Origin of the sequence: Kitasatospora sp. NPDC004799, from assembly GCF_040609095.1 — a bacterium.
Classification (GTDB): domain Bacteria; phylum Actinomycetota; class Actinomycetes; order Streptomycetales; family Streptomycetaceae; genus Kitasatospora.
The window spans coordinates 1-22,234 of record NZ_JBEXJK010000101.1; the positions used below are offsets into that span (position 1 = coordinate 1).

Here is a 22,234-nt window from a genome sequence, read left to right on the forward strand (position 1 = left end):
TCCGATCTGTCCCGACCGGCCACGGCGGGCCCGGGGCCGACGGCGGTCCAGGTCCAGCTCGCGGTCGCGGTCGCGGCCTCGGCCGCGGCCTCGCCGAGCTGTGCCGCTGCTGCGCGCGGGTGCTGACGCCCTGCGGCTGCGGGCAGTGGCACAGCTTCGAGCCGGCGCTGCGGGTCGGCTGGAGCCGGACCTGGCGGCGGGAGCACATGAGCGGCACCGGCGAGCCGAGCCCGCACTGGCCCGGGGTCCGGGGGACGGCCCGGGTGGAGCGGCTGGAGTCGTACACGGTCCGCTGGGACTCAACCGGCGTGCTGCGCCGGGACCGCGACCAGTAGCGCACCGCCGTTCTGGACCCGGACCTCGAAGTGGTCGATGTCCCCGGGCCGGAGGGCGGCGCCACCGGTGGTGCGCACGGTGCCGTCCCCATTGCCGTTCCCGTTCCCGGTCCCGCTGCCGTTCCCGGTCCCGTTGCCGTAGCCGCCTGCCGGGACGGACCAGCTGGTGACGGTCTGCTGCTCGCCGGTGCGCGAGACGGCGACCAGCTCGCAGCTCAACGGGCCGTGCACGCCGGAGAGTTGCAGGCTGATCCGGCTGCCCCAGATGGTGCCGTCCACGCCGACGGTGGCGCGTGCGCCGGTGCCCGGGTCGGTGGCGCTGAACTGCTCGGCCGCCGCGACCACGGCGGGGCCCTGGTCGGCGGTGAGCACCGCGGCGGTGACGGCGGGGCCCGCCGCCACCATCGCGGTGGCGGCCAGGGCGAGCACCAGCCGCCGCACCCGGCCCCGGCGCCGGGTGGTGCCGACCTCGGCGACCAGCCGGTCCAGCAGGCGCGGGTCCGGCTGCGGGGCCGGGTCGGCCGGGTCCGTTCCGGCCGCCCGCGCGGTGGCCGCATACTCGGCCAACAGCGGTTCCACTGCGCCGAGTTCGGCCACCTGCTCGGCGCACTGCGGGCAGTCCGCGAGATGCCGCTCGAAGGCGGCGCGCTCGGCGGGCTCCAGCAGACCGAGGACGTACGCGCCGACGTCGACATGTTCTGGGCCGCCGGGGGCTTCGACCGGCGGACGGTCGGGGTCGCCCCCGGGCAGGTCGCCGGGCAGCCGGTCGGGGCCGGGATCGGGGTCGGGGTGCCTGGTCACGATGTCACTCCCCGTTCCTCCAGCGCGAGCCTGAGCGAGCGCAGCGCGTAGAACACCCGCGAGCGCACCGTCCCGGCCGGGATGCCGAGTTCGGCGGCCGCTTCGTTGGCCGTGCGGCCCTTCAGGTAGGTCTCGACGATGATCTCCCGGTGCGCGGGCGAGAGGTCGCCGAGCGCGTCCGCGACGGTCATCATCCGCAGCGCCCGGTCGATCCCGTCCTCGGCGGGCAGCTGCTCCAGCGCCGAGACGTCCACCTCGCGCGGCCGGGCCAGCGCACTGCGGTGGCCGTCGATCACGATCCGCCGCGCGACCGTGACCAGCCAGGGCCGCAGCGAGCCGCCCGCCGGGTCGAGCCGGTGGATGTTGCGCCAGGCGCGGACCAGCGTCTCCTGCACGACGTCCTCGGCCCGCTGCCGGTCGCCCGCGACCAGGTGGAGCACGAAGCCGAACAGCGGACCGGCGTGCTCCCGGTAGAGGGCGCGCATCAGCTCCTCGTCCGGCGCCCCCGTGCCGGGACCGCCGGAGCGGCCGACGGGGTGCTCCTCGGTCACCACTTCATCGTTGCGCACCCGGGCCTCCTGGTCGAGGGCGGTCGGAACCGGTCAGTAGCCCGGGGTGCCGGGCATCGGGTTGCCCGGCGTCGGATTCCCCGGCATCGGGGTGCCCGGCATCGGGCCGGGGTTCGCCGGGCTCGGCGCGGTGCCGCCCGCGGCGCCCGCCCGGCCGCCGCTCGGGGTCAGCGCGAACCAGGTGCCGCCGACGCCCTGCCCCTTGGTGTCGCCGGGCTTGGTGTCCGGCGCGTAGCGGTAGGCCGGCCAGCCGTTGAGGGTGACCTGCGCGGTGCCGTCGGCGCGGGTGACGGTGCCGACCAGCTTGCCGTCGATGCCCTTCACCGTGACGCCGCCGTCCGCGTGCTCGGGCGGCCAGACGACGGCGCAGCTCCCGTTGCAGGAGGACTCCGGCGGACTGTTCCGGTCCTGGTCGAAGCGGTAGAGCGTGAAGCCGGCGGCGTCGGTGACGATCGTGCCCAGCTTCGGGTCCTGGGCGGTCCGCAGGGTCACGCCTGCCGCCGGGGCGCTCGGGCCGCCCGACCCGCCCGAGGAGCCGCCGTACGAACCGCCGGACGAGCCGCAGCCGGCGATCAGGGCGGCCACCGCGAGGCCGGACGCGGCCAGCGCGACGGTCCGGCGGGTGCGGAGTGTGCTGCGCATGGGGTGCCTCCCGCAGGGGAAGGGGGTCGGACGGGCCGGACACCCTCCTGTACGGGCGGTGGCCGCCGACTGCTCAACCCGGGGGCGCGGCGCTCCCGGTCCGGAACAGCCCGCGCGGAACAGCCCGCGCGGAACACCCTGCCCGGAACACCCCTCGTGGAATACCCCGTCGACCGGCACGGTTGTGGCGGGCACACGGCCGGAACCGGCCGGAACGCCTCCTCCGGAAGGGAAGGAATCGCGAGATGAGCAGCACGGTCGAGCTGACCAAGGAGAACTTCGACGAGATCGTCCCGGGCCCGGAGGGCAAGGACTTCGTCTTCATCGACTTCTGGGCCGGGTGGTGCGGGCCGTGCCGCCAGTTCGCCCCGGTGTACGAGAAGGCGGCCGAGCGCCACTCGGACCTGGTCTTCGCCAAGGTGGACACCGAGGCGCAGCAGGAGCTGGCCGCCGCGTTCGACATCCAGTCGATCCCGACGCTGGCGATCATCCGTGAGGGCGTGCTCGTCTTCTCGCAGCCCGGAGCGCTGCCGGAGGCGGTGTTCGAGGACCTGATCGGCCAGGCCCGCGGCCTGGACATGGCCGAGGTGAAGCGAAAGGTCGCCGCGGAGCAGGCGGCCAACGGCCAGGCCTGATCCGGCCGTCCGAGGGGCCCGGGGAGCGTCCGCCCTCCCCGGGCCCCTCGCCGTGCCCGCGCCCGGTCCGTCGGTCGGGCGCGTCGCCGGTCGACCGGCCGGGCCGGCCGGTCAGGCGGGTTCGGTCGGGCGGGCTCCGTCAGTCGGGCTCGGTCAGGCGGGCTCGGCGCCCCAGGCGGCGAGCCGGTCCGCGAGCGCCCGTACCTCGGCGCGCAGTGCGGCGGGCTCCCGGACGGTGAACGGCCACCCCAGGCCGGCCAACAGCACCGCGACGCCGTCCAGGTTCTGCGCCCGGGCCCGCAGCAGGACCCGGCCGTCGGCGAGTTCGGTGAGCGTGCCGACGGCGGGCGGCAGCCGGCGGCGGGCCTCGGCGAGGGTGGTCGCCAGCTCCACCTCCACCCGGTGCCGCCAGGGCGCCCCGGCCAGTGACTCCACCACCCGCTGGACCGGGTCGTAGTCCTCGGGCGGCTCGAAGCCGGCCTCGCCCGGCTCGACCCGGGTGATCCGGTCCAGCCGGAAGGTGCGCGGCTCGCCGCTGCGGTGGTCGAGCCCGGTGGTGTACCAGCGCCCGGAGTGGAAGACCAGCCCGTACGGGTCGAACTCGCGCTCGCTGGGCCGGTCCTCGCGGTCCCGGTAGGAGAGCCGCACCCGGCGCCGCCGACGGGCCGCCTCGGCCAGGGTGAACAGCGCGGCGGCGGCCGGGCCGGGGCCGGCGGCGGGGAGCGCGGTGAGGCCGAGGGTCTGCTCGACGGCGGCGACGCGTTCGCGCAGTGGCGGCGGCAGCACCCGCTGGATCTTGGCGAGGGCGGTCCCGGTGGCCCCCTCCCCCACCGACAGGCCGGAGCTGCGGCCGGCCAGCAGGCCGAGGACGACGGAGGCCGCCTCGTCGGGGGTGAGCATCAGCGGCGGCAGCCGGTAGCCGGGCCGCAGGCGGTAGCCCCCGTAGCGGCCGCGGTCGGCCTCGACGGGGATGCCGAGTTCGGCCAGCCGGGCGACGTAGCGGCGGACGGTGCGCTCGTCGACCTCGAGCCGGGCGGCCAGTTCGGCGCCGGTCAGGCCGGGACGGTCCTCGAGCAGTTCCAGCAGGGCGAGGACGCGGCTGACCGGGTGCTCCACCGTGCGCTCCTGCCTCTTCCGTGCTCAGTGCCGTTCTTCCGGACGTCCAGGCTCTTCCGGACGTCCCGGCTCTTCCGGACGCCCCGGCACGACGCGGGGGAAATCCGGGCGACTTCTGTCCGGATCCGATTCTAGAGTCGGCGGTGAAGGAGGCCCCACCGCGACGACGCCCTCCGCAGGGCGCCGCGGCCCGTCGAGGCTTCCCCGGACATCCCCACCGACGAATGGAGTGATCCGCCATGAGCACGTTCGTACTGGTCCCCGGGTTCTGGATCGGCGCCTGGGCCTGGGACGAGGTGGCCGCGCCGCTGCGCGCGGCCGGGCACCGGGTGTACGCCGTCAGCCTGCCCGGGGTGGCCGAACGCGCCGACGAGGTGGGCGAGTTCGGGCTGGAGGACCACGTCGCCGACCTCACCGAGCTGCTGCTCCGGGAGGACCTGACGGACGTCGTCCTGGTCGCGCACAGCGGCGCCTGCGCCCCGGTGGGCGTGCTCGCGGACCGGATGCCGGAGCGGATCCGCCGGGTGGTCTACCTGGACAGCGGCCCGCTGGTCGACGGCTCGGCGCTGTACGACCTCTGGCAGCCCGACTACCAGCGGATGGCCGAGGCCTCGGTGGTCGACGGCCGTCTCCCGATGCCGTCCTGGGAGTACCTGTCGGAGCACGGCGCGAGCGTGGCGGGGCTGGACGAGGCCGCCCTCGCCCGCATCCGCGCCCGCGCCACCCCGCACCCGGCCGGCGTATACCGGGACCGGCTGCGGCTGACCGGCGCCGGGGCCGCGCTGCCGCACGCCCTGGTCTCCTGTTCCTTCCCGCTCGCCCAGGTGCGCGAGCTGATCGCCGCCGGGCACCCGTACTTCGCCGGGCTGTCCGGGCCGAACTGGGAGCTGCGCGAACTGCCCACCGGGCACTGGCCGATGTTCTCCCGCCCGGCCGACACGGCGGCGGTGCTGGCGGAGCTCGCCGCGCTCTGAGCCCGCCGCTCCGGCCGCTCGGTGTGCCCTGGCGGTGCGCCCGGCGGTGCGCCGCTGCGCCGGCCGCCGGGGCCCGCCGCACCGTCCGCCGCCGGGCCCCGGCCTGTCCCGTCCGCGCCCGGCGGTTCGTCCGACGGCGCCCTCGGCGTGTCCGTCCGTCGCGCAACCGCGCCCGGACCGGCAGGATGGGGCGCACGCCGTACCCGAGCGAAGAGCGAGCACCCGTGCGCGAGCAGCCCAGCCGTACCGAACCGCCGGAATCCGGGCCGGAGTTCCGGCCGGACGGCGGTTCGAGGCCGTTCGCGCCGCTGGGCGCCCCGCCCGGCTCCCGCCCGGTGACCACCCCGCGGACGCGCCACGAGCGCGCCCCGTGGCCGCCGCCGGCCGGCCGGACCGGGCTCGGCTACGGAACCGGAGGCGGCCCGGCCGGGGCCCGGCCGCACCACGACCCCGGGCGCACGCCCGTCACCCCCGCACCGCGCGCCGGGGTGGCCATCGAGACCACGGAGGACCGGGCATGACCAGCACCGCCGAGGAGTACGACGTCATCGTCCTGGGGGCCGGCCCGACCGGCGAGAACGTGGCCGACCGGACGGTCGCCGCCGGGCTGCGCACCGTGATCGTGGAGGCCGAGCTGGTCGGCGGCGAGTGCTCGTACTGGGCCTGCATGCCCAGCAAGGCGCTGCTGCGGCCCGTGGCCGCGCTGGCCGACGCCCGCGCGGTGGCCGGCTCCCGGGAGGCGGTCGGCGACGGGCGGCTGGACCCGGCCGCGGTGCTGGCCCGGCGGAACTCCTTCGCCTCCGACTGGCAGGACGACGGCCAGGTGCGGTGGCTGCGGGACACCGGCATCGAGCTGGTCCGCGGCCACGGCCGGCTGGCCGGGGTGCGGACGGTGGCGGTGGAGGCCGAGGACGGCAGCGAGCGGGTGCTCACCGCCCGGCACGCCGTCGCGGTGTGCACCGGCAGCCGCCCGGTGCTGCCCGCGCACGTGCCGGGGCTCGCCGAGGCCCGCCCGTGGACCAACCGGGAGGCGACCGGTTCGCCGACCGTCCCCGGGCGCCTGGCGGTGGTCGGCGGCGGGGTGGTCGGGGTGGAGATGGCCGCCGCCTGGCGGGCGCTCGGCTCCGAGGTGGTGCTGCTGGTGCGCGGTGACGGGCTGCTGCCGCGGATGGAGCCGTTCGCGGGCGAGCTGGTCACGGAGGGCCTGCGGGCGGCCGGGGTGGACGTCCGCTTCGGCACCGAGGTCACCGCGCTGGAGCGGGCGGACGGCTCCGGGCCGGTGACCCTCACCCTCGACGGGGGCGGGACGCTGACCGCCGACGAGGTGCTGTACGCGACCGGCCGGGCCCCGCGCACCGCCGACATCGGGCTGGAGCAGGTCGGCCTGAAGCCGGGCGGCTGGCTGGAGGTGGACGACAGCTGCACGGTGCTCGGCGTGGACGGGGTGGACGGCGACGGCGGCGAGTGGCTCTACGCCGCCGGGGACGTCAACCACCGGGCGCTGCTCACCCACCAGGGCAAGTACCAGGCCCGGATCACCGGTGCCGCGATCGCCGCCCGCGCCGAGGGGCGCCCGCTGGACACCTCGCGCTGGGGCGCGCACGCCGCGTCCGCCGATGTCGCGGGCGCGCCCCAGGTGGTGTTCACCCAGCCCGAGGTGGCCGCCGTCGGTCTGACCCGGGCCGCCGCCGAGGCGGCCGGGCTGCGGGTGAAGACCGTCGACCACGAGATCGGCTCCGTCGCCGGGGCCTCGCTCTACGGCGACGACTACCGCGGCCGGGCCCGGGTGGTCTTCGACCTGGACCGGGAGCTGATCGTCGGCGCCTGCCTGGTCGGCCCCGGGGTGGCCGAACTGCTGCACTCGGCGACCGTCGCGGTGGTCGGCGAGGTGCCGATCGACCGGCTCTGGCACGCGGTGCCCGCGTACCCGACGATCAGCGAGGTCTGGCTGCGGCTGCTGGAGGACTGCCGGGGGTAGCCCGAACGGGCCGGAGGCAGCCCCGAACGGGCGGCCCCTCGAACGGATGTCCGCCTCCCGGGTGACCGGCGCGGCGAGATGTGACCACCCGTGGACGGCGGGACACTGGCAGTCGGGGGGCGTCCAGGGGGCCGTACTCGTGACCAGGTGGTGTGAGGCATGACCGAGGTGCTGTTGGCCGTCGGAACCGAGAAGGGCCTCTTTCTCGGCCGCAGCCGCGACCGGCTGACGTGGGAGTTCAGCGGGCCGCACTTCCCGATGAACGCGATCTACTCCGTCTCCGTCGACCGCCGCGACGGCCGGACCAGAATCCTGGTCGGCGCCGACAGCAGCCACTGGGGACCGTCGGTCTGGCGCTCCGACGACCTCGGCGAGAGCTGGTCCGAGCCGTCGCGGCCGGCCATCCGCTTCCCGGAGTCCACCGGCGCCTCGCTCACCCGGGTCTGGCAGCTCCAGCCCGCCGGGGCGGAGGCCCCCGGCGTCGTGTACGCGGGCACCGAGCCGGCCGCGCTGTTCCGCTCCACCGACGGCGGCGAGACCTTCGCGCTGGTCGAACCGCTCTGGAACCACCCGCAGCGGCCGCAGTGGGGCGCCGGCTACGGCGGCCAGGGCCTGCACACCATCCTGACCGACCCGCGCGACCCGCAGCGGCTGCTGGTCGCCGTCTCCAGCGGCGGCGTCTACCGCAGCAAGGACGGCGGCGACAGCTGGCAGCCCTCCAACACCGGCCTGCGCGCCGAGTTCTTCCCGGAGGAGGGCCAGTACCCCGAGTTCGGCCAGTGCGTGCACAAGATCGCCCCGGACCCGGTCCACCCGGAGCGGCTCTACCTCCAGAACCACGGCGGCGTGTACCGCAGCGACGACTGGGGCGACAGCTGGCGCTCGATCGTGGACGGGCTGCCCGCCGAGTTCGGCTTCGCCGTGGCCGCCCACCCGCGCAGGGCCGACACCGCCTACCTCTTCCCGCTCGGCGGCTCGGACGACCGCATCCCGCCCGGCCGCCGCTGCCGGGTCTTCCGCACCACCGACGCCGGCACCAGCTGGCAGCAGCTCGCCCAGGGCCTGCCCGGCGAGGACCACTACGGCATCGTGCTGCGCGACGCCCTGCGCACCGACGACGCCGACCCGGCCGGGATCTACTTCGGCAACCGGACCGGCGACGTGTACGGCAGCCGGGACGAGGGCGAGAGCTGGTCGCTGCTGCTCTCCCACCTGCCGGACGTGCTCTGCGTCCGGGCGGCGGTGGTGGCCTGACGCGGTGACGGCCCGACGCGGTGACGGCCTGACCCGCTGGTCGCCCGGCGCCGGTCACCCGACGGTAGCCGTTCGGCGGTGGCCGGAAATAACCGGTTGCCGAGCCGCAGGGCCTCGATGACCATGGGCCGCCGACGAACGATCACGCGACCGATCGCGGGAATGTGGGGTGGGCCATGGCCGAGGACTGGGTGGTCAGGCGGGGTGCCGACGGCGAGCCGGTGCTGCGCTACCTGCTGGACGAGCGGGAGGGGCGGCCCTGGGCCGACCTGCTGGAGGTCCTGGACGAGTCGGTGGACGCCGCCGCGTTCATCCGGGCCGAGCTGCCCGGCTGGGTGGTCTCCGGCCCGCCCGGGCTCGGGCGGGAGCTGGTGGCGCAGGGCGCGCGGGTGCTGCGGCACGCCCACACCTTCGCCCGCGACCTGCGCGCCGATCCCCCGCCGGCCGACTGGGCGGCGGCGCCGCTGCGCGAGGGCCTGCGGGCGGTGCCCTGCGACCGCGCGCCCGAGGAGCTGTACGAGGCCTGGCGGCAGGCCTTCGCGCCCGACCACGTCGACCACTACCCGGGCGAGGACGCCCAGGTGCTGGCCGAACGGCTCGCCCCGCTGCTCGCGGGTGAGGTCATCGGCCCGGTGCTGCCGTCCAGCCTGCTCGCGGTGGACGCGCAGGACCGCGTGGTCGCCGGGGTGATCCTCACCGACCGCGACGGCCGGCCCTGGGTCGCCGACGTCTTCCGCCACCCCGAGCGCGGCTACCGCGGCCTCGGCGCCGACCTGCTGCGCCGGACGATCGGGGACGCCGCCGAGCGCGGGCTCGCCGACGTGACCCTGGTGGTGTCCGAGGGCAACCCGGCCCGCCGGGTCTACGAGGCGCTGGACTTCGTGCTCCAGGAGACCTCGCTGACGGTCGTCGTGCCCGACGCCGTGGCGGCCGGCTAGCAGCCGCACCCGGAGCTCGCCCGCGCCCCGGCGCGCCCCCGGGCCGCCCCCGGCGCCTCAGGGCCGGGCGAGTTCCAGCACCGCGATCCCGCCCAGCACGCCGCCCAGGCGCTCGCCCAGAGCCTGCCGGCCCTGCGCGGCCCCCGCGCCGAACGCGCCCTCGGCCTCTCGGCGGACGTCACCGCGGACTACGCGTACTGGCGGACTACGCGTACCGACCGCCCGTCCCACGACGGCTACCGGCCCTTGTGCCCGCCCTCGACCCGGACGCCGCGCGCCACGACCGTGGTCAGGCCGACCGCGACCAGCAGCTCCGCCCAGAAGAACGCCGCGTAGTCCAGCAGCGAGCCGATCGGCGGGCTGCCGGGCGCGGCGTTGCGCATGCCGACCAGCGCGAACAGCGTGGCCGCCATCCAGCCGAGGGCGGGCCAGACGATGCCGCGCCGCTGCCGGACGATCAGCCCGGCCGCCGCCAGCACGGACAGCGCCAGCGCCCACATCGCGGCCATCATGAACCAGGCCAGGATGAACGTGCTGCGGGAGCGGCTGATCCGCTCGGTCACCGCGATGCCGGAGCCCTCGTGCTGCTCCTGCACCTTCCGGAAGGCGAAGGAGGGGTCGGCGGCCTCCAGGCCGATCACCACCGGGACCGGGCGCCCGCCGACGGTGGCCTGGAAACCGACGACCGCGTTGTAGTGGTCGAACGGGTAGTCCGAGACCTGCCCGTCGAAGAGGTTGAAGGACACCGCGCTGGAGGCGATCTGCTGGCCGGCCGGGTACCTGAGCGAGGTCTGCTCCAGCGAGGTGGTCTCCAGCACCACGTCCCCGGCCGGGACCAGCGGGCTGTCCCCCTGCTGCAGGGCGCCGTGCGGCTGGACCAGGACCTTCGCGGTGAGCGTCTGCGCGGCCGCGTCCACCCGCTGGAGCGTCACGTCGACCTCCAGCACGTCCGGCTCGGACACGGCGCCGACCACCTGGACGTGGCCGCGGCTGGAGCGCTCGTTGAGGTAGAGCAGCAGCCCGGCCGCGCAGAACATCAGGATCGCCGCCAGCACCGCGTACGGGCGCCAGGGCGCGACCCTGGGCAGCGGCGGCGCGGCCCGGGCGGCCCGGACCCGGGCGTGGATCCGGACCCGCGGCCGGGCCGCCGGGCGCGTGCTCCGGACGGCCCGCCGGTGCGGCGGCGCGCTCATCTGCCTGCTCACGTGGTCGGGCGGTGGCGGCTCCGAGGGTGCCGCCTGTCCCGCCACCCTCCGGGCGGCCAGGGCCGGACCGCAACCGCGGAGGGGCCGATCGGGGTGGCCGGGCACTCGGCAAACAGGCTGGTCGGAGGGGCTGTGTAGGCTCAACGGTCATGGCGAGGGTGACGCGGGACGATGTGGCGCGGGCGGCGGGGACGTCCACGGCGGTCGTGAGTTATGTGATCAACGACGGGCCGCGCCCGGTGGCGCCGGCGACCCGGGCGCGGGTGCTCGCGGCGGTCGAGGAGCTCGGCTACCGGCCGAACCGGGTCGCCCAGGCGATGGCCCGGCGGCGGACCGACCTGCTCGGAATGGTCGTGCCGGACGCCCGCCAGCCGTTCTTCGCCGGGCTCGCGCACGCCGTCGAACAGGCCGCCGCCGAGCACGGCCGGCTGCTGCTGATCGGCAACTCCGACTACGCCGACGAGCGCGAGGCGCACTACATCCGCGCCTTCCTCGGGATGCAGGTGGACGGTCTGATCCTGGTCACCCAGGACCCGGCCACCCCCGGGCTGACCGGCTTCGACGTGGCCGACGGCACCCCGGTGGTGCTGCTGCACCACCGGGCGGAGAGCGCCGGCGGCGTCGCCGTGGTCGCGGACGACGAGGGCGGCGCCCGCGAGGTGGTCCGCCACCTGCTCGGGCACGGGCACGCCGAGGTGCACTGCTTCGGCGGCACCCGCGCGCTCAGCCCGCACGACCCGGTCACCGGGCGGACGGCCGGCTGGGTCGCCGCGCTGGAGGAGGCCGGGCTGCCCACCGAGGGACGGCTCACCCCGGCGCCGTTCGACCGGGTCCGGGCGCACGCCGAGGCGCTCGCCCTGCTCGCCCGGCCCGACCGGCCGTCCGCCGTCTTCTGCGCCACGGACGACCAGGCGATCGGCCTGCTGCGGGCCGCCGACGACCTCGGCATCCGGGTGCCGGAGGACCTCGCGGTGGCCGGCTTCGACGACATCGCCGAGGCGGTGATCGCCGGGCCCGCGCTGACCACCGTCACCACGGCGCAGGACGAGATGGCGCGCGCCGCGCTGGAGCTCGTCCTCGGCGGGCCGGAGCGCCGCGCCCGGGGCGCCCGGACCTTCCCGGCCCAGCTGGTGGTCCGGCGCTCCTGCGGCTGCCCGCCGGCCGCGGCGCGGGACTGACGCCGGGGCCGGGGCAGCGGCCGGCACGCGAACCGGCGCGGCCGCGTCAGCCTTCGAGCAGCTCGTCCGCGAGCAGGTCCATCAGCACGTTGTCGTGCCAGGTGCCGTCCGGGCCGCGCTCGTACTGGCGCATGGTGCCGACGGTGCGGAAACCGACCTTGGTGTAGCAGCGGATCGCGGCGAGGTTGTCCGCGGCCGGGTCGATCACCAGCCGGTGGTAGTGGTGGTCGTGCACCAGGTGCCGGGCCATCGTGCGCACGGCGTCGGTGCCCAGGCCCAGGCCGTGCACCGTGGGGTCGAGGTAGAGGTCCATCCCGGCGTGCCGGTACTCGTCGTCGTTGTTGGCGTACCACTGGATGGCGCCGACCACCTTGCCGCCGAGGTCGATCGCGAAGGTCTCGGTGCCGGGCGACTCCAGGTCGTTGGCGACCTCGCCGGCCAGGTCGTCACCGCCCCGCCAGCGGGCGAACACCTCGGGCGTGCCGCGGATGGCCGCCAGTGCCGGGATGTCCTCACCGGTGGCCGGGCGGAGCGTGACCAAGGTGCCGTGCAGAATCGTCCCCATATGGGGCATGTTGGCACGGAAACCCGGCTCCGGCGAGTGTTTTCGGACCGCCGTCCGGCCCCTTCCGGCGTGCGGTGGCGGCGCCGACGCGGCAGGCGGTGGCGGCGCCGACGCGGCAGGCGCCGCGGTGGCCGTCGGGGAGGACGGGCCACCGGCCCGCGTGGGTCAGACGTCCTCCAGCCGGAGCCGGGCGCTGACCGCGCCGAGGCCCTCGGCGAGCACCGCGAGCTGCTCGCGGCTGAGCACGTCGATCAGCAGCTCGCGCACCAGGGCGACGTGCCCCGGCGCGGCCTGGCGCAGCATCTCCCGCCCCTGGTCGGTGAGTTCGGCGATGACGCCGCGCACGTCGCTGGGGCAGGAGCGGCGGGCGACCAGGCCGGCCCGCTCCAGCTGGGTGACCTGGTAGGTCAGACCGCTCTTGGAGGTGACCAGCTTGTCGGCGAGTTCGGTCATCCGCAGCGAGTCGCCGGGGGCGGCGGACAGGTGCACCAGGATCTCGTACTGCTGGTGGGAGAGTCCGGAGTCCTCCTTGAGCTGGCGTTCCAGCCGCCGGTTCAGCAGGTTGCTCGCGGTGACGAAGCCCCGCCAGGCGGCCGCCTCGTCCGGGTCGAGCCAGCGGGGTTCGTTCAGTGAGGACATGGGGTGAAGCCTACTCCTGTTGTTCAAATTCGAACGAAGGTGTACCGTCGACCGCAGGAGAGGTTCAAATTTGAACTATCTACCTACCCACTCACCGACCCGCACCGCCCGATCGAACGGTCCCGAGGAGGACGCCATGAGCACCGCGGCCCCTGAGCGCATGCCCGCCCTGTACCTGTCGCACGGCGCTCCGCCGCTGGCCGACGACCCAGTCTGGCCGGGCGAGCTGGCCGCCTGGTCCGCCGACCTGCCCCGCCCCAAGGCCGTCCTGATGGTCTCCGCCCACTGGGAGGATGCCCCGCTCGCCCTCGGCGCCGTCACCACCCTCCCGCTGGTGTACGACTTCTGGGGCTTCCCCGAGCACTACTACCGGGTCCAGTACGCCGCCCCCGGCGCGCCGGAGCTCGCCGAGCGCGTGCGCAAGCTGCTGCGCGCCCCCGGCACGCCCGTTCAGGACATCCCCGACCGCGGGCTCGACCACGGCGCGTACGTCCCGCTGGTGGAGATGTACCCGGACGCCGACGTCCCGGTGCTCCAGGTCTCGCTGCCCACCCTCGACCCGCAGCGGCTGATGGAGATCGGCCGCAAGCTCGCCCCGCTGCGCGACGAGGGCGTACTGATCGTCGGCAGCGGCTTCTTCACCCACAACCTGCGGGCGCTCAGCAGCGACGGCCGGGTCACCTCGGTGATGGCCGAGTTCGACGACTGGGGCCGGCGCGCCCTGGAGGCCCACGACCTGGACGCGCTGCTCGACTTCGAGCACAAGGCCCCGGCCGGGCGCCTCGCCCACCCGCGCACCGAGCACTTCGCCCCGCTGTTCGTCACCCTCGGTGCCGGCGAGGCCGACCTGGACAGCCAGCGCAGCGTCATCGACGGGTTCTGGATGGGCCTGGCCAAGCGCTCGATCCAGCTGGGCTGAGCCCCGCGGGAGGACCCTCCCGCGGCCCTTCCTACCGAGCGCCGTCACGAGGAGCAGCAGGTGAAGCGCTCGCCGATGTGCTCGGGCTGCTCGATCTCGTCCACCAGGGCGACCGCGTAGTCCGGCACCGAGATCCGGCTGCGCCCCTCGGCGTCGGTGACCAGCTGCTCCAGGCCGGTGCGGTAGCGGCCGGTCCGCTCCCCCGGGCCGATCTCGGCGGCCGGGCTGAGCACCGTCCAGCGCAGGTCGGACACCGTCCGGTAGTAGTCCAGCGCCGCGCCGTGGGCGTGCATGATCTGGAGGACCGGCTCCGGCAGGCCCGGGGTGTCCCAGACCCGCACGCCCGGCGCGGTCTCCAGGCTGCCCGCCCCGCCGACCGCGATCAGCCGGGGCGCCGCGTCGCCCAGCGCGCGCAGTCCCTCGACCAGGGACCGGGCGGCGGGCTCGATCAGCGCCAGGTGGCCCGGGCCGTCGCCGCCGCCGACGGCGCTCACCAGCACGTCCTGGCCGCCCGCGACCCGGGCCACGTCCGCCGGGTCCAGCACGTCCGCGCGCTCCACGAAGGCGGCGTCGCCCCGGTAGTGGTCCGGGTCGCGGACCACGGCGGTGACCTCGTGCCCGCGCGCCGCCGCCTCCGCGACGACGGCGCTGCCGATGGTGCCGTTGGCGCCGATCACGGCGATTCTGGCCATGGGGTACCTGCCTCGTTGGCTCGCGGGCGGTGGGTCGCGGCTGGTGGGTCGCGGCTGGTGGCGCCGACGGGGCGGCCCCGGAAGGGACCGGACGCGTCGGACAGGGTCGATTATCGGACGGACTCCCGGCGCGGGCCCGGGCGTTGGGCCTATCGTGTGAGGTTCCGTCGAAGGAGTGATCGAAGGGGAGTGGTCATGCGCAACGGCGACCCCGTACGGAACGCCCTGGACGCCTCGCTGGCCGCCCGCCCCCGGGACCGCTACCTGCCGCTGGACCTCACGGTACGGCCCGAGGCCGACCCGGCCCAGGTGCTCACCGTGGTCACCGCCGCCGGGCAGCTGCTCGCCACCGCCCTGGACGCCGCCCCGCCCGAGCTGCGCGCCTACCACCACGGGCCCTGCGAGCCGCTCGGCTTCGCCGCGATGGGCGTCGCCGAGACCCTGCTGCACACCCACGACATCACCAGCGGCCTCGGCCTGCCCTGGCGGCCGCCCGCCGAGCTGTGCCGTCTCGTGCTCGACCGGCTCTTCCCGGACGCCCCGCGGGAACCGGCCGTCCACCCCGCGGAGGTGCTGCTCTGGTGCACCGGGCGCGGGGAACTGAACGGCCGCCCGCGCAAGGCCTCGTGGACCTGGCGGGCGGCCATGGGCGAGTGGCCTGCCTAGGAGGTGTTACGCCTGCTCGGTGGCGTCCCGCTCGGCCTGGCTGCGCTCGACGCAGAACTCGTTGCCCTCCGGGTCGGTCAGGGTGACCCAGCCCGTGCCGTCCGGGCGGCGGTGGTCCGCCACCACGGTGGCGCCCAGGGCGACCACCCGCTCCACCTCCTCGTCCCGGCTGCGGTCCTGCGGCTGGAGGTCGAGGTGGACCCGGTTCTTCACCGACTTGCCCTCGGGCACCCGGATGAAGAGCAGCGCGGCGCCGGCGGAGTCCACCAGGGCCTCGTCGTCGCCCGGGTTGTCGTCCTCGCTCAGGGAGCCCTCCAGGGCCGCGGCCCAGAAGCCGGCGAGGGAGTGCGGGTCGGCGCAGTCGATCGTCACATGTCGTACCAGAGAAGCCATCCGCCTACTCTGACCGGCCCCGCTCGGTCCCGTCCAGCCGTTTCCGGGAATGCCGGTGGCCGTCCAGCGGGTAGGGCGGGAAGGCCGGGACGATCTCCGTGAACGCGTAGCCGCTCTTCTCGGCGACCCGGCAGGAGGCGTGGTTGTCGCCCTCGTGCAGCAGGTCGATCCGGCGCAGGCCGTCCTCGGCGAAGGCGGCGAAGGCCCAGGTGGTGAGCGCCTCCACGGCGCGCGGGGCCACGCCCTTCCCGCGGGCCGGGCCGGCCGTCCAGTAGCCCACCTCGGCCGTCTCCCCGCCCGGGGTGCCGCGCTTGAGCACGACGTTGCCGACCAGCTCGCCGGCGTCCAGGACGGCGAAGGGGTACCGGGTGCCGGCCGCCCGGCCCTCGTACTGGAGGCGCAGCCAGTGCGCGGCCTGCTCGGCGTCGTCCACCGGGGTGCGGGTGTAGCGGCGCAGGGTCGCGTCCCGGAAGGCCTCGATCAGGGCGGGCGCGTCGGCGTCCTCGAAGGGGCGCAGCAGCAGGCCGTCGGCCGTCGGGTGGGCGGGGACGGCCACGTATGCAATGCTGCCGGGCTGTCGGTCGTTCATGGGCCTTTTCCCCCTGGGTGGTCACCGTGCGGTGCGACCTTCCTAGCAGGCGGCCGGCCCGGAGGTTCGAAGGGGCCTGCCTCCCGCTCGGTGGCTCGGGTGCGGGGACGACTCCGGCGGCTCCGACGGGTCCCGCTTGACCCTGACGCTGGCGGCAGGGTCGGAAAGTGGGCCCATGAGCAACGAGAGCGGGACGCAGAGCCGGGTCGTGGTGGTCACCGGAGCCGGGACGGGGATCGGGCGGGAGACGGCGCGGGCCTTCGCGGCCGAGGGGGCGCGGGTGCTGGCGGTGGGGCGGCGGCTCGGGCCGCTCGAGGAGACGGCGGCCGCGCATCCGGCGCTGATCGGGCCGCTGGTCGCGGACGTGACCGGCCCGCAGGCGCCGGAGGAGATCGTCGGGGCGGCGCTGGAGCGGTACGGGCGGCTGGACGTCCTGGTCAACAACGCGGGGATCGTGCAGAGCCGGCAGGCCCTCGGCGACTTCGACCGGGCGGGCGTGGAGGCACTGCTGGCCACCAACCTGGTCGCCCCGGTGCTGCTCGGGCAGGCCGCGCTGCCCGCGCTGGAGCGCAGCCGTGGCGTGGTGGTCAACGTCAGCACCGCCGTCGGGCAGCGCGGCTGGCCGAGCAACTCGGTGTACGCGGCGAGCAAGGCGGCGCTGGAGACGGTCACCCGCAGCTGGGCGGTGGAGCTGGCGCCGCGCGGGATCCGGGTGGTGGCGGTGGCGCCCGGCGCGATCGACACCCCGATCGGCGACCACTCCGGGTACGACCCCGAGCAGCGGGCGGCGATCCGGAAGTGGCAGATCGAGCACACCCCGCTGGGGCGGATCGGCAGCCCGGCGGAGGTGGCCTGGGCGGTCACCCGACTCGCCTCGCCACAGGCCTCGTTCGTGACCGGCGTAGTGTTGTCGGTGGACGGCGGCGCGCTGGTGGGCTGACCGGGAAGGGGCGGGTGGCGGTGCGGATCGGCGAGTTGGCGGCCCGGACGGGCGGTACCGCCCGGGCCCTGCGGCACTACGAGCAGGCCGGGCTGATCGACTCCGAGCGCGCGCCGAACGGCTACCGCGAGTACGGCGAGTCGGCGGTCGTCCGGGTGCGCAACATCCGCGCGCTGGTGGCCGCCGGGCTCACTCTGGAGGACCTCCGGCCGCTGCTGGGCTGCCTGGACGGGGACGTGCTGGCGGGGCGGCCGTCCGCGCGGGTGCTGGGGATCGCCCGGGAGCGGCTGGCGGTGCTGGAGCGCCGGATCGCCGCCCAGACCGAGGCCCGGGACCGGCTGGTCGCGGCCCTGGCGGCGGCCGACGTGCGCGCGGCGGGGGCCGGTGGCTGCCCGGACGGAGCCGGGGCGCGCACGGACGGGTGACACCCCCGATCGGGGGTGTGCAGGGCCCGGACGGGAGAGGACAGTGGCCCCATGCAGATTCCACTCTCCGTGATGGACTTCCTCGACCGGGCCGAGCTGGTCTACGGCGACCGGGTCGGCATCGTCGACGAGCCGGTGCAGCCGGCCGAATCCTGGGGCGAGCTGAGCTACCGCCGGGTCGCCGAGCTGGCCCGGGCCCAGGCCGCCGGGCTGGACCGGCTCGGCGTCGGGCCGGGCGAGCGGGTCGCGATCGTCTCGCACAACTCGGCCCGGCTGCTGACCTCCTTCTTCGGGGTGAGCGGGTACGGCCGGGTGCTGGTGCCGGTGAACTTCCGGCTGCGGGCCGAGGAGGTGTCGTACATCGTCGAGCAGAGCGGCGCCTCCGTGCTGCTGGTCGACCCCGAGGTCGCCGACTCCCTGAACGGGGTGGTGGCCAAGCACAAGTTCGTGCTCGGCGCGGACAGCGACGCCGTGCTGTACGACTTCGACGGCACCCCCCGGCGGTACGCGGTGGCCGAGAACGACACCGCCACCATCAACTACACCAGCGGAACCACCGCCCGCCCCAAGGGCGTTCAGCTCACCCACCGCAACATCTGGCTGAACGCGACGCTGATGGCCCTGCACTACGGCGCCGGCGACCGGGACGTCTACCTGCACACCCTGCCGATGTTCCACGCCAACGGCTGGGGCCTGCCGTTCTCGCTCACCGGCCTGGGCGCCCGGCACATCGTGCTGCGCAAGGTGGACGGCGCGGAGATCCTGCGCCGGGTCGAGCGGCACGGGGTGACCTTCCTGTCCGGCGCGCCCGCCGTGGTCCAGATGGTGCTGGACGCGGCCGCCGACTGGGACGGCCCGGTGCCCGGCCGGGACCGGGTGCGGATGATCGTGGCCGGCGCCCCGCCGCCGACCTCGGTGGTGCAGCAGGTCGAGGAGCAGCTGGGCTGGGAGTTCATGCAGCTCTACGGCCTGACCGAGACCTCCCCGGCGGTCACGGTCAACCGTTCGCGGGCCGAGTGGGACGGGCTGCCGGCCGCCGAGCGGGCCGAGAAGCTGGTGCAGGCGGGCGCCCCGGCGCTCGGCACCCAGCTGCGGGTGGACGCCCAGGGCGAGGTGCTGGTGCGCTCCAACACCGTGCTGGACGGCTATTGGCAGCAGCCCGAGGCCTCGGCCGAGGCGCTGCGGGACGGCTGGTTCCACACCGGTGACGGCGGCACCCTCACGGACGGCCTGCTGACCATCTCCGACCGCAAGAAGGACGTCATCATCAGCGGCGGGGAGAACGTCTCCTCGATCGAGGTGGAGGACTGCCTGTACGACCACCCGGCGGTCGCCGAAACGGCGGTGATCGGCGTGCCGGACGAGAAGTGGGGCGAGACGGTGAAGGCGCTGGTGGTGCTCCGGGAGGGTCACGAGGCGGTCACCGAGGCCGAGTTGATCGCGCACTGCAAGCAGCGGCTGGCCGGCTACAAGTCGCCGACCACGGTGGAGTTCCGGGACGCCCTGCCGCGCACCGCCACCGGGAAGCTGCAGAAGTTCCGGCTGCGCGAGCCGTACTGGGCCGGGCGGGACCGCCAGGTCAACTGACCAGCCCGGACTCCCGTGCCGTGAGGGCGAGTTCGGTCCGGTTGCGGACGCCGAGCTTGTGCATCGCGGACTTGAGGTAGCCCGTCACCGTGTTGCAGGTCAGGCCCAGTCGGGCGGCGATCTCCGGGTTGGTCCGGCCGGTCGCCGCCCAGCGCAGCACCTCGTGCTCGCGCGGGGTCAACGGCGGTACGGGGGCGGCCTTCCGGGGCTGTTCGCGGCTCCAGGCGGCGGCCCCGGCGAGCGCCCGGGTCGCCGCCTTCGCCAGCACGCCGACCGCGGAGATCCGCACGTCCCCGAACGGGACGACGGTGCGCAGCGAGGCGTACACCACGCCGTGCACGGTGTCGCCGTCCATCAGCGGGACGGTGAGCATCGCGTACAGGTCGTCGGCGGCCACGGCCGCGTCGTAGTGGTGCGAAATGGTCGTCGCCGCACGGTAGTCGGGCACCCAGGTGGGCGCGCGCTCGGCGAGCGCCCGGCCGCCGAGCCCGACGCCGGCCGGGACGGGCGCGTCGTGCAGCAGGTCGGCCCGGGTGCCGGCCCAGTGGCGCAGCACCATGCCCTCGCTGCCGGGGCGGCTGCCGGGCAGCGGCTCGGGCACGCCGACCAGGCCGACGTCGGCGCCGCACTCGGCCACCACCCGGCGGGCGAGGTCGCCGAGCACGGCGTCCCGCACCAGCTCGGCGGCGCGCACGCCGAGTTCGGGGTCGTCGGGTCGCGCAGCGCCGTCGCCGGGTTGCGCAAGGTGGGGGTCCGCAGCCCTGGTCATCGCGGAATTGTCACACGAGGTGGGGCCGGTGGCGAGAGTCCGGACAGGCGTGTTCCGCGGAGTCCCGGACGCCGGCGGCCGGGCAGGCGTAGGGTGCGCCGGTACGCTACCGGCGGGTAGCAACTACCCCGGCCGGAACGGAGGAAGTCGATGTCGGAAGGGAGACCGATGACCGACCCGAACACCCCGGGCGACGTCCTGGGCGGACTGCTGGCGGACCTGCGGGCCGAGAGCGCGGTGCTGGACGACCTGGTCGCCGGGCTGCCGGCCGAGGGCTGGGCCCGTCCGACGCCCGCCGAGGGCTGGACGGTGGCGCACCAGATCGCCCACCTGGCCTGGACCGACGACTGGACGGCGCTGGCCGCGCGCGACCCGGAGGGCTTCGGCGCGTCGCTCGGCGGGCGCTTCACCGAGCTGCTGACGGCCGGCGCCGACCCGGTCGAGGACGGCGCCCGCGCGGGTGCGGCCGCCGAGCCCGCGGCGCTGCTCGCCCGCTGGCGGGCCGGGCGGGCGGCGGTGCTGGCCGCGCTCGCCGCCGCCCCGGCCGGCGCCCGGCTGCCCTGGTTCGGCCCGCCGATGAAGCCCGCCTCGATGGCGACCGCCCGGCTGATGGAGACCTGGGCGCACGGCCAGGACGTCGCGGACGCGCTCGGCACCACCCGCGAGCCCACCGACCGGCTGCGGCACATCGCCCACCTGGGGCTGCGCACCCTGGGCTTCGCCTTCGGCCTGCACGGACTGCCCGCACCGGAGCGCCCGGTCCGGCTGGAGCTCACCGCGCCCGACGGCGGAGCCTGGTCCATCGGCCCGGCCGGGGCGGCGGACGTGGTGGCGGGGCCGGCCCTGGACTTCTGCCTGCTGGTGGCCCAGCGCCGGCACCGGGACGACCTCGCCCTCACCGCCGCCGGGCCGGTCGCCACCGCCTGGCTGCCGATCGCCCAGGCCTTCGCCGGGGCGCCGGGCCCGGGGCGGCAGCCCGGGGCGCGGGCGTAGGGCGCGGGTGCGGGGCGTAGGTGCGGCGCGTAGGTGCGGCGCGTAGGTGCGGCGCGTAGGTGCGGGGCGTAGGTGCGGCGCGCGCCGGTTCGGGCCCCGGGCGGGCGGAGGGTGGACCCCCGGGGACCGCGTGTCAGAGGCCCGGGGTTCAATGGCGGGCATGAACGACCTGCTCAGCCGCCTGCCCGCCGCCCCCGTCCTGCGCGACCGCTGCCGCGCACTGGCCGCCCTCGACGCCGTCCTCAGCCCCGACGACTGGGAGTCGCGGTACCACTCCTTCGACGCCGCCTGGGACGAGGGCGAGGAGATGGCCTCGATGCGCGACGGCGAGGGGGCCGACTGGTTCGTGGTGTTCTCCCCCGTCGGTGTCTACGGGCGGGGCTTCGGCCACGAGGCCGCGAACAGCCCGGAGCTGCTCACGGCCGTGCCCGAGGAGTTCCGCCGCTTCGCCGAGGAGCCGGCCTTCCAGGACGAGGACGGACCGATCGTGACGGTCTGCTTCTGGCGCGCCCCCGGGGACGACGCCTGGCACGGCGCGGCCGCCGAGCACGGCGCGGAGGGCCTCTTCGAACTGCTGCTGGACGGCTCCGCCGAGGCCTACCGGGCCTGGGCCGAGGAGTACTTCGAGCCGGAGCACGGGCTGGACCCCGCCGCGGTCGAGCACGTGCTGGCGCTGCGCCCGCTCACCCCGGCCGTGGTGGCGGCGCTCAACCCGGGCACCGACCTCGACGAGCTCGCCGAGGACCTCGCGGGAATCGGATATCCGAACTGACGTATCGTCACACCTCTTGGGCAGTACGGGTAAACCACTCGTTCCGGCGATAGGCCGGGGCTTTCGGCGGGTGGTGGAATGCCCGCATGATCCGCACTCGCACCATGCGTGCCGCACTGTCCGCCACCGCCGCCCTGCTCGCCGTCGGCGGCCTGGTCGTCGCCCCCGCCCAGGCCGCCGTCGCCGCGGCGCCCGCCCCGGTGGTCGCCGCGGCGCAGGTACGGGCGGGCACCCCGGCCGCCCACCAGGTGGTCACCTTCCTCGAGGCGTACCGCAACGCCGTGCTCGGGCAGAGCTCCGAGACCCCGCGGCAGGTCCGCGAGCGGTACCTGTCCCCGTACCTGAACTACCGGCTGGACGTCTGGGCGCAGCAGAACGACGCCGACCCGGTGTTCCGCGCGCAGAACGTCCCGGTGGACTGGTCGGCCCAGCAGGTCAAGGAGGAGGAGGGCTACGCCTCCGTCCGGCTGACCGAGTTCTGGGGCGACGGGGACGGCCAGGAGGTCTGGTACACCGTCCGCCTCACCGACCTGCGGATCTTCGACCTGGCCGACGAGCCCGCCTTCTAGTACTGCAACGGTGCTTACCGTGACGTTCGTTGGGCTCGCTCGTTGGGCTGTTCATGGGTGGGGACATATCCGAGGTCGATGCTCGTTCCTG

Annotated in this window: 26 protein-coding genes and 1 pseudogene; 16 read left to right on the top strand and 11 right to left on the bottom strand. The window is 75.7% G+C overall.

The genetic code is table 11. The features are described from left to right. A pseudogene (locus ABZW03_RS15575) lies at positions 1-335 on the top strand (hypothetical protein); the annotation flags it as partial. Here ABZW03_RS15575 and ABZW03_RS15580 read toward each other — a convergent pair. From ABZW03_RS15580 to ABZW03_RS15590, 3 genes are read right to left on the bottom strand one after another with little or no spacing between them, the layout of a single operon-like run. Beyond that, positions 300-1,136, bottom strand: a complete 837-nt coding sequence (locus tag ABZW03_RS15580) for a zf-HC2 domain-containing protein (protein ID WP_355257327.1) — start codon at positions 1,134-1,136, stop codon at positions 300-302. The pseudogene ABZW03_RS15575 and the gene ABZW03_RS15580 overlap by 36 nt on opposite strands. Then, on the bottom strand, positions 1,133-1,690 hold the full coding sequence (locus tag ABZW03_RS15585) for a sigma-70 family RNA polymerase sigma factor (RefSeq protein ID WP_355257396.1): 558 nt from the start codon (positions 1,688-1,690) through the stop codon (positions 1,133-1,135). The genes ABZW03_RS15580 and ABZW03_RS15585 overlap by 4 nt, the downstream gene beginning before the upstream one ends. A 48-nt stretch (positions 1,691-1,738) precedes the next feature. Further along, positions 1,739-2,347: a hypothetical protein gene (locus ABZW03_RS15590; protein WP_355257330.1), complete on the bottom strand. Its 609-nt coding sequence runs from the start codon at positions 2,345-2,347 to the stop codon at positions 1,739-1,741. Positions 2,348-2,592: 245 nt separating this feature from the next. Here ABZW03_RS15590 and ABZW03_RS15595 point away from each other — a divergent pair, with 245 nt between their 5' ends. Beyond that, the gene (locus ABZW03_RS15595) at positions 2,593-2,982 is read left to right on the top strand and encodes a thioredoxin domain-containing protein (protein ID WP_355257333.1); all 390 of its coding nucleotides are present in this window, start codon (positions 2,593-2,595) and stop codon (positions 2,980-2,982) included. Positions 2,983-3,135: 153 nt separating this feature from the next. On the opposite strand, the gene ABZW03_RS15600 is transcribed toward ABZW03_RS15595, so the two are convergent. Then, the gene (locus ABZW03_RS15600; protein WP_355257336.1) at positions 3,136-4,098 is read right to left on the bottom strand and encodes a YafY family protein; all 963 of its coding nucleotides are present in this window, start codon (positions 4,096-4,098) and stop codon (positions 3,136-3,138) included. A 239-nt stretch (positions 4,099-4,337) separates the two neighbouring features. Here ABZW03_RS15600 and ABZW03_RS15605 point away from each other — a divergent pair, with 239 nt between their 5' ends. The 5 genes from ABZW03_RS15605 to ABZW03_RS15625 all read left to right on the top strand — a co-directional run bounded on the left by ABZW03_RS15605 (position 4,338) and on the right by ABZW03_RS15625 (position 9,242). After that, the gene (locus tag ABZW03_RS15605; protein ID WP_355257339.1) at positions 4,338-5,072 is read left to right on the top strand and encodes an alpha/beta fold hydrolase; all 735 of its coding nucleotides are present in this window, start codon (positions 4,338-4,340) and stop codon (positions 5,070-5,072) included. Between the two features lie 224 nt (positions 5,073-5,296). After that, complete coding sequence (locus ABZW03_RS15610) at positions 5,297-5,593, top strand: hypothetical protein (protein WP_355257342.1); 297 nt, start codon at positions 5,297-5,299, stop codon at positions 5,591-5,593. Continuing rightward, entirely contained in the window at positions 5,590-7,050 is a 1,461-nt protein-coding gene (locus ABZW03_RS15615; protein ID WP_355257345.1) for an NAD(P)/FAD-dependent oxidoreductase, read from the top strand. The genes ABZW03_RS15610 and ABZW03_RS15615 overlap by 4 nt, the downstream gene beginning before the upstream one ends. 159 nt (positions 7,051-7,209) lie before the next feature. Next, the gene (locus tag ABZW03_RS15620; protein WP_355257348.1) at positions 7,210-8,304 is read left to right on the top strand and encodes an exo-alpha-sialidase; all 1,095 of its coding nucleotides are present in this window, start codon (positions 7,210-7,212) and stop codon (positions 8,302-8,304) included. Between the two features lie 176 nt (positions 8,305-8,480). Next, on the top strand, positions 8,481-9,242 hold the full coding sequence (locus ABZW03_RS15625) for a GNAT family N-acetyltransferase (RefSeq protein ID WP_355257351.1): 762 nt from the start codon (positions 8,481-8,483) through the stop codon (positions 9,240-9,242). A 236-nt stretch (positions 9,243-9,478) separates the two neighbouring features. On the opposite strand, the gene ABZW03_RS15630 is transcribed toward ABZW03_RS15625, so the two are convergent. Next, positions 9,479-10,447 carry a DUF4436 family protein gene (locus ABZW03_RS15630; RefSeq protein ID WP_355257354.1) on the bottom strand — a complete coding sequence of 323 codons (969 nt, stop codon included), beginning with the start codon at positions 10,445-10,447 and terminating at the stop codon, positions 9,479-9,481. Between the two features lie 149 nt (positions 10,448-10,596). Between ABZW03_RS15630 and ABZW03_RS15635 the strand changes: the two genes are divergently transcribed. After that, the gene (locus ABZW03_RS15635) at positions 10,597-11,625 is read left to right on the top strand and encodes a LacI family DNA-binding transcriptional regulator (RefSeq protein ID WP_355257357.1); all 1,029 of its coding nucleotides are present in this window, start codon (positions 10,597-10,599) and stop codon (positions 11,623-11,625) included. A gap of 46 nt (positions 11,626-11,671) precedes the next feature. Here ABZW03_RS15635 and ABZW03_RS15640 read toward each other — a convergent pair whose 3' ends face one another. Both ABZW03_RS15640 and ABZW03_RS15645 read right to left on the bottom strand, forming a co-directional pair. Next, entirely contained in the window at positions 11,672-12,190 is a 519-nt protein-coding gene (locus ABZW03_RS15640; RefSeq protein ID WP_355257360.1) for a GNAT family protein, read from the bottom strand. 165 nt (positions 12,191-12,355) lie between these two features. Then, positions 12,356-12,820, bottom strand: coding sequence for a MarR family transcriptional regulator (locus ABZW03_RS15645; protein ID WP_355257399.1), 465 nt, complete (start codon positions 12,818-12,820; stop codon positions 12,356-12,358). Positions 12,821-12,965: 145 nt separating this feature from the next. Between ABZW03_RS15645 and ABZW03_RS15650 the strand changes: the two genes are divergently transcribed. Continuing rightward, positions 12,966-13,748 carry a class III extradiol ring-cleavage dioxygenase gene (locus tag ABZW03_RS15650; protein ID WP_355257363.1) on the top strand — a complete coding sequence of 261 codons (783 nt, stop codon included), beginning with the start codon at positions 12,966-12,968 and terminating at the stop codon, positions 13,746-13,748. A 44-nt stretch (positions 13,749-13,792) separates the two neighbouring features. Here ABZW03_RS15650 and ABZW03_RS15655 read toward each other — a convergent pair whose 3' ends face one another. Continuing rightward, entirely contained in the window at positions 13,793-14,440 is a 648-nt protein-coding gene (locus tag ABZW03_RS15655; RefSeq protein ID WP_355257366.1) for an NAD(P)H-binding protein, read from the bottom strand. A gap of 195 nt (positions 14,441-14,635) precedes the next feature. On the opposite strand from ABZW03_RS15655, the gene ABZW03_RS15660 reads away from it, so the two are divergent. Beyond that, positions 14,636-15,106, top strand: coding sequence for a hypothetical protein (locus tag ABZW03_RS15660; protein ID WP_355257369.1), 471 nt, complete (start codon positions 14,636-14,638; stop codon positions 15,104-15,106). A gap of 6 nt (positions 15,107-15,112) precedes the next feature. On the opposite strand, the gene ABZW03_RS15665 is transcribed toward ABZW03_RS15660, so the two are convergent. Both ABZW03_RS15665 and ABZW03_RS15670 read right to left on the bottom strand, forming a co-directional pair. Next, entirely contained in the window at positions 15,113-15,499 is a 387-nt protein-coding gene (locus ABZW03_RS15665) for a VOC family protein (RefSeq protein ID WP_355257372.1), read from the bottom strand. Positions 15,500-15,503: 4 nt separating this feature from the next. After that, complete coding sequence (locus tag ABZW03_RS15670) at positions 15,504-16,088, bottom strand: GNAT family N-acetyltransferase (RefSeq protein ID WP_355257375.1); 585 nt, start codon at positions 16,086-16,088, stop codon at positions 15,504-15,506. Positions 16,089-16,263: 175 nt separating this feature from the next. Between ABZW03_RS15670 and ABZW03_RS15675 the strand changes: the two genes are divergently transcribed. Genes ABZW03_RS15675 through ABZW03_RS15685 form a run of 3 tightly spaced genes read left to right on the top strand, consistent with a single transcriptional unit; the run spans position 16,264 to position 19,040 of the window. Continuing rightward, positions 16,264-17,028: an SDR family oxidoreductase gene (locus ABZW03_RS15675; RefSeq protein WP_355257378.1), complete on the top strand. Its 765-nt coding sequence runs from the start codon at positions 16,264-16,266 to the stop codon at positions 17,026-17,028. Positions 17,029-17,048: 20 nt separating this feature from the next. Beyond that, positions 17,049-17,453, top strand: coding sequence for a MerR family transcriptional regulator (locus ABZW03_RS15680; protein WP_355257402.1), 405 nt, complete (start codon positions 17,049-17,051; stop codon positions 17,451-17,453). A 51-nt stretch (positions 17,454-17,504) separates the two neighbouring features. Beyond that, positions 17,505-19,040: an AMP-binding protein gene (locus ABZW03_RS15685; RefSeq protein WP_355257381.1), complete on the top strand. Its 1,536-nt coding sequence runs from the start codon at positions 17,505-17,507 to the stop codon at positions 19,038-19,040. Here ABZW03_RS15685 and ABZW03_RS15690 read toward each other — a convergent pair. Beyond that, positions 19,033-19,809: a LuxR C-terminal-related transcriptional regulator gene (locus ABZW03_RS15690; RefSeq protein ID WP_355257384.1), complete on the bottom strand. Its 777-nt coding sequence runs from the start codon at positions 19,807-19,809 to the stop codon at positions 19,033-19,035. The genes ABZW03_RS15685 and ABZW03_RS15690 overlap by 8 nt on opposite strands. A gap of 168 nt (positions 19,810-19,977) precedes the next feature. Here ABZW03_RS15690 and ABZW03_RS15695 point away from each other — a divergent pair, with 168 nt between their 5' ends. The 3 genes from ABZW03_RS15695 (at position 19,978) to ABZW03_RS15705 (ending at position 22,143) form a co-directional block, all read left to right on the top strand. Next, positions 19,978-20,802, top strand: coding sequence for a TIGR03084 family metal-binding protein (locus tag ABZW03_RS15695; RefSeq protein ID WP_355257387.1), 825 nt, complete (start codon positions 19,978-19,980; stop codon positions 20,800-20,802). Between the two features lie 160 nt (positions 20,803-20,962). Next, a complete protein-coding gene (locus ABZW03_RS15700; protein WP_355257390.1) occupies positions 20,963-21,574 on the top strand; it encodes a hypothetical protein in 612 nt (203 codons plus the stop codon). Between the two features lie 86 nt (positions 21,575-21,660). Beyond that, a complete protein-coding gene (locus ABZW03_RS15705; RefSeq protein WP_355257393.1) occupies positions 21,661-22,143 on the top strand; it encodes a hypothetical protein in 483 nt (160 codons plus the stop codon). The last annotated feature ends 91 nt before the right edge of the window (positions 22,144-22,234 follow it).

What these genes read in the sequence shown, in the direction of transcription:
- ABZW03_RS15590 (WP_355257330.1), bottom strand. Translation starts at nt 2,347, where the DNA reads ATGCGCAGCACACTCCGCACCCGCCGGACCGTCGCGCTGGCCGCGTCC.
- ABZW03_RS15595 (WP_355257333.1), top strand. Translation starts at nt 2,593, where the DNA reads ATGAGCAGCACGGTCGAGCTGACCAAGGAGAACTTCGACGAGATCGTC.
- ABZW03_RS15605 (WP_355257339.1), top strand. Translation starts at nt 4,338, where the DNA reads ATGAGCACGTTCGTACTGGTCCCCGGGTTCTGGATCGGCGCCTGGGCC.
- ABZW03_RS15615 (WP_355257345.1), top strand. Translation starts at nt 5,590, where the DNA reads ATGACCAGCACCGCCGAGGAGTACGACGTCATCGTCCTGGGGGCCGGC.
- ABZW03_RS15620 (WP_355257348.1), top strand. Translation starts at nt 7,210, where the DNA reads ATGACCGAGGTGCTGTTGGCCGTCGGAACCGAGAAGGGCCTCTTTCTC.
- ABZW03_RS15625 (WP_355257351.1), top strand. Translation starts at nt 8,481, where the DNA reads ATGGCCGAGGACTGGGTGGTCAGGCGGGGTGCCGACGGCGAGCCGGTG.
- ABZW03_RS15635 (WP_355257357.1), top strand. Translation starts at nt 10,597, where the DNA reads ATGGCGAGGGTGACGCGGGACGATGTGGCGCGGGCGGCGGGGACGTCC.
- ABZW03_RS15640 (WP_355257360.1), bottom strand. Translation starts at nt 12,190, where the DNA reads ATGGGGACGATTCTGCACGGCACCTTGGTCACGCTCCGCCCGGCCACC.
- ABZW03_RS15650 (WP_355257363.1), top strand. Translation starts at nt 12,966, where the DNA reads ATGAGCACCGCGGCCCCTGAGCGCATGCCCGCCCTGTACCTGTCGCAC.
- ABZW03_RS15655 (WP_355257366.1), bottom strand. Translation starts at nt 14,440, where the DNA reads ATGGCCAGAATCGCCGTGATCGGCGCCAACGGCACCATCGGCAGCGCC.
- ABZW03_RS15660 (WP_355257369.1), top strand. Translation starts at nt 14,636, where the DNA reads ATGCGCAACGGCGACCCCGTACGGAACGCCCTGGACGCCTCGCTGGCC.
- ABZW03_RS15665 (WP_355257372.1), bottom strand. Translation starts at nt 15,499, where the DNA reads ATGGCTTCTCTGGTACGACATGTGACGATCGACTGCGCCGACCCGCAC.
- ABZW03_RS15670 (WP_355257375.1), bottom strand. Translation starts at nt 16,088, where the DNA reads ATGAACGACCGACAGCCCGGCAGCATTGCATACGTGGCCGTCCCCGCC.
- ABZW03_RS15675 (WP_355257378.1), top strand. Translation starts at nt 16,264, where the DNA reads ATGAGCAACGAGAGCGGGACGCAGAGCCGGGTCGTGGTGGTCACCGGA.
- ABZW03_RS15685 (WP_355257381.1), top strand. Translation starts at nt 17,505, where the DNA reads ATGCAGATTCCACTCTCCGTGATGGACTTCCTCGACCGGGCCGAGCTG.
- ABZW03_RS15690 (WP_355257384.1), bottom strand. Translation starts at nt 19,809, where the DNA reads ATGACCAGGGCTGCGGACCCCCACCTTGCGCAACCCGGCGACGGCGCT.
- ABZW03_RS15695 (WP_355257387.1), top strand. Translation starts at nt 19,978, where the DNA reads ATGACCGACCCGAACACCCCGGGCGACGTCCTGGGCGGACTGCTGGCG.
- ABZW03_RS15700 (WP_355257390.1), top strand. Translation starts at nt 20,963, where the DNA reads ATGAACGACCTGCTCAGCCGCCTGCCCGCCGCCCCCGTCCTGCGCGAC.
- ABZW03_RS15705 (WP_355257393.1), top strand. Translation starts at nt 21,661, where the DNA reads ATGATCCGCACTCGCACCATGCGTGCCGCACTGTCCGCCACCGCCGCC.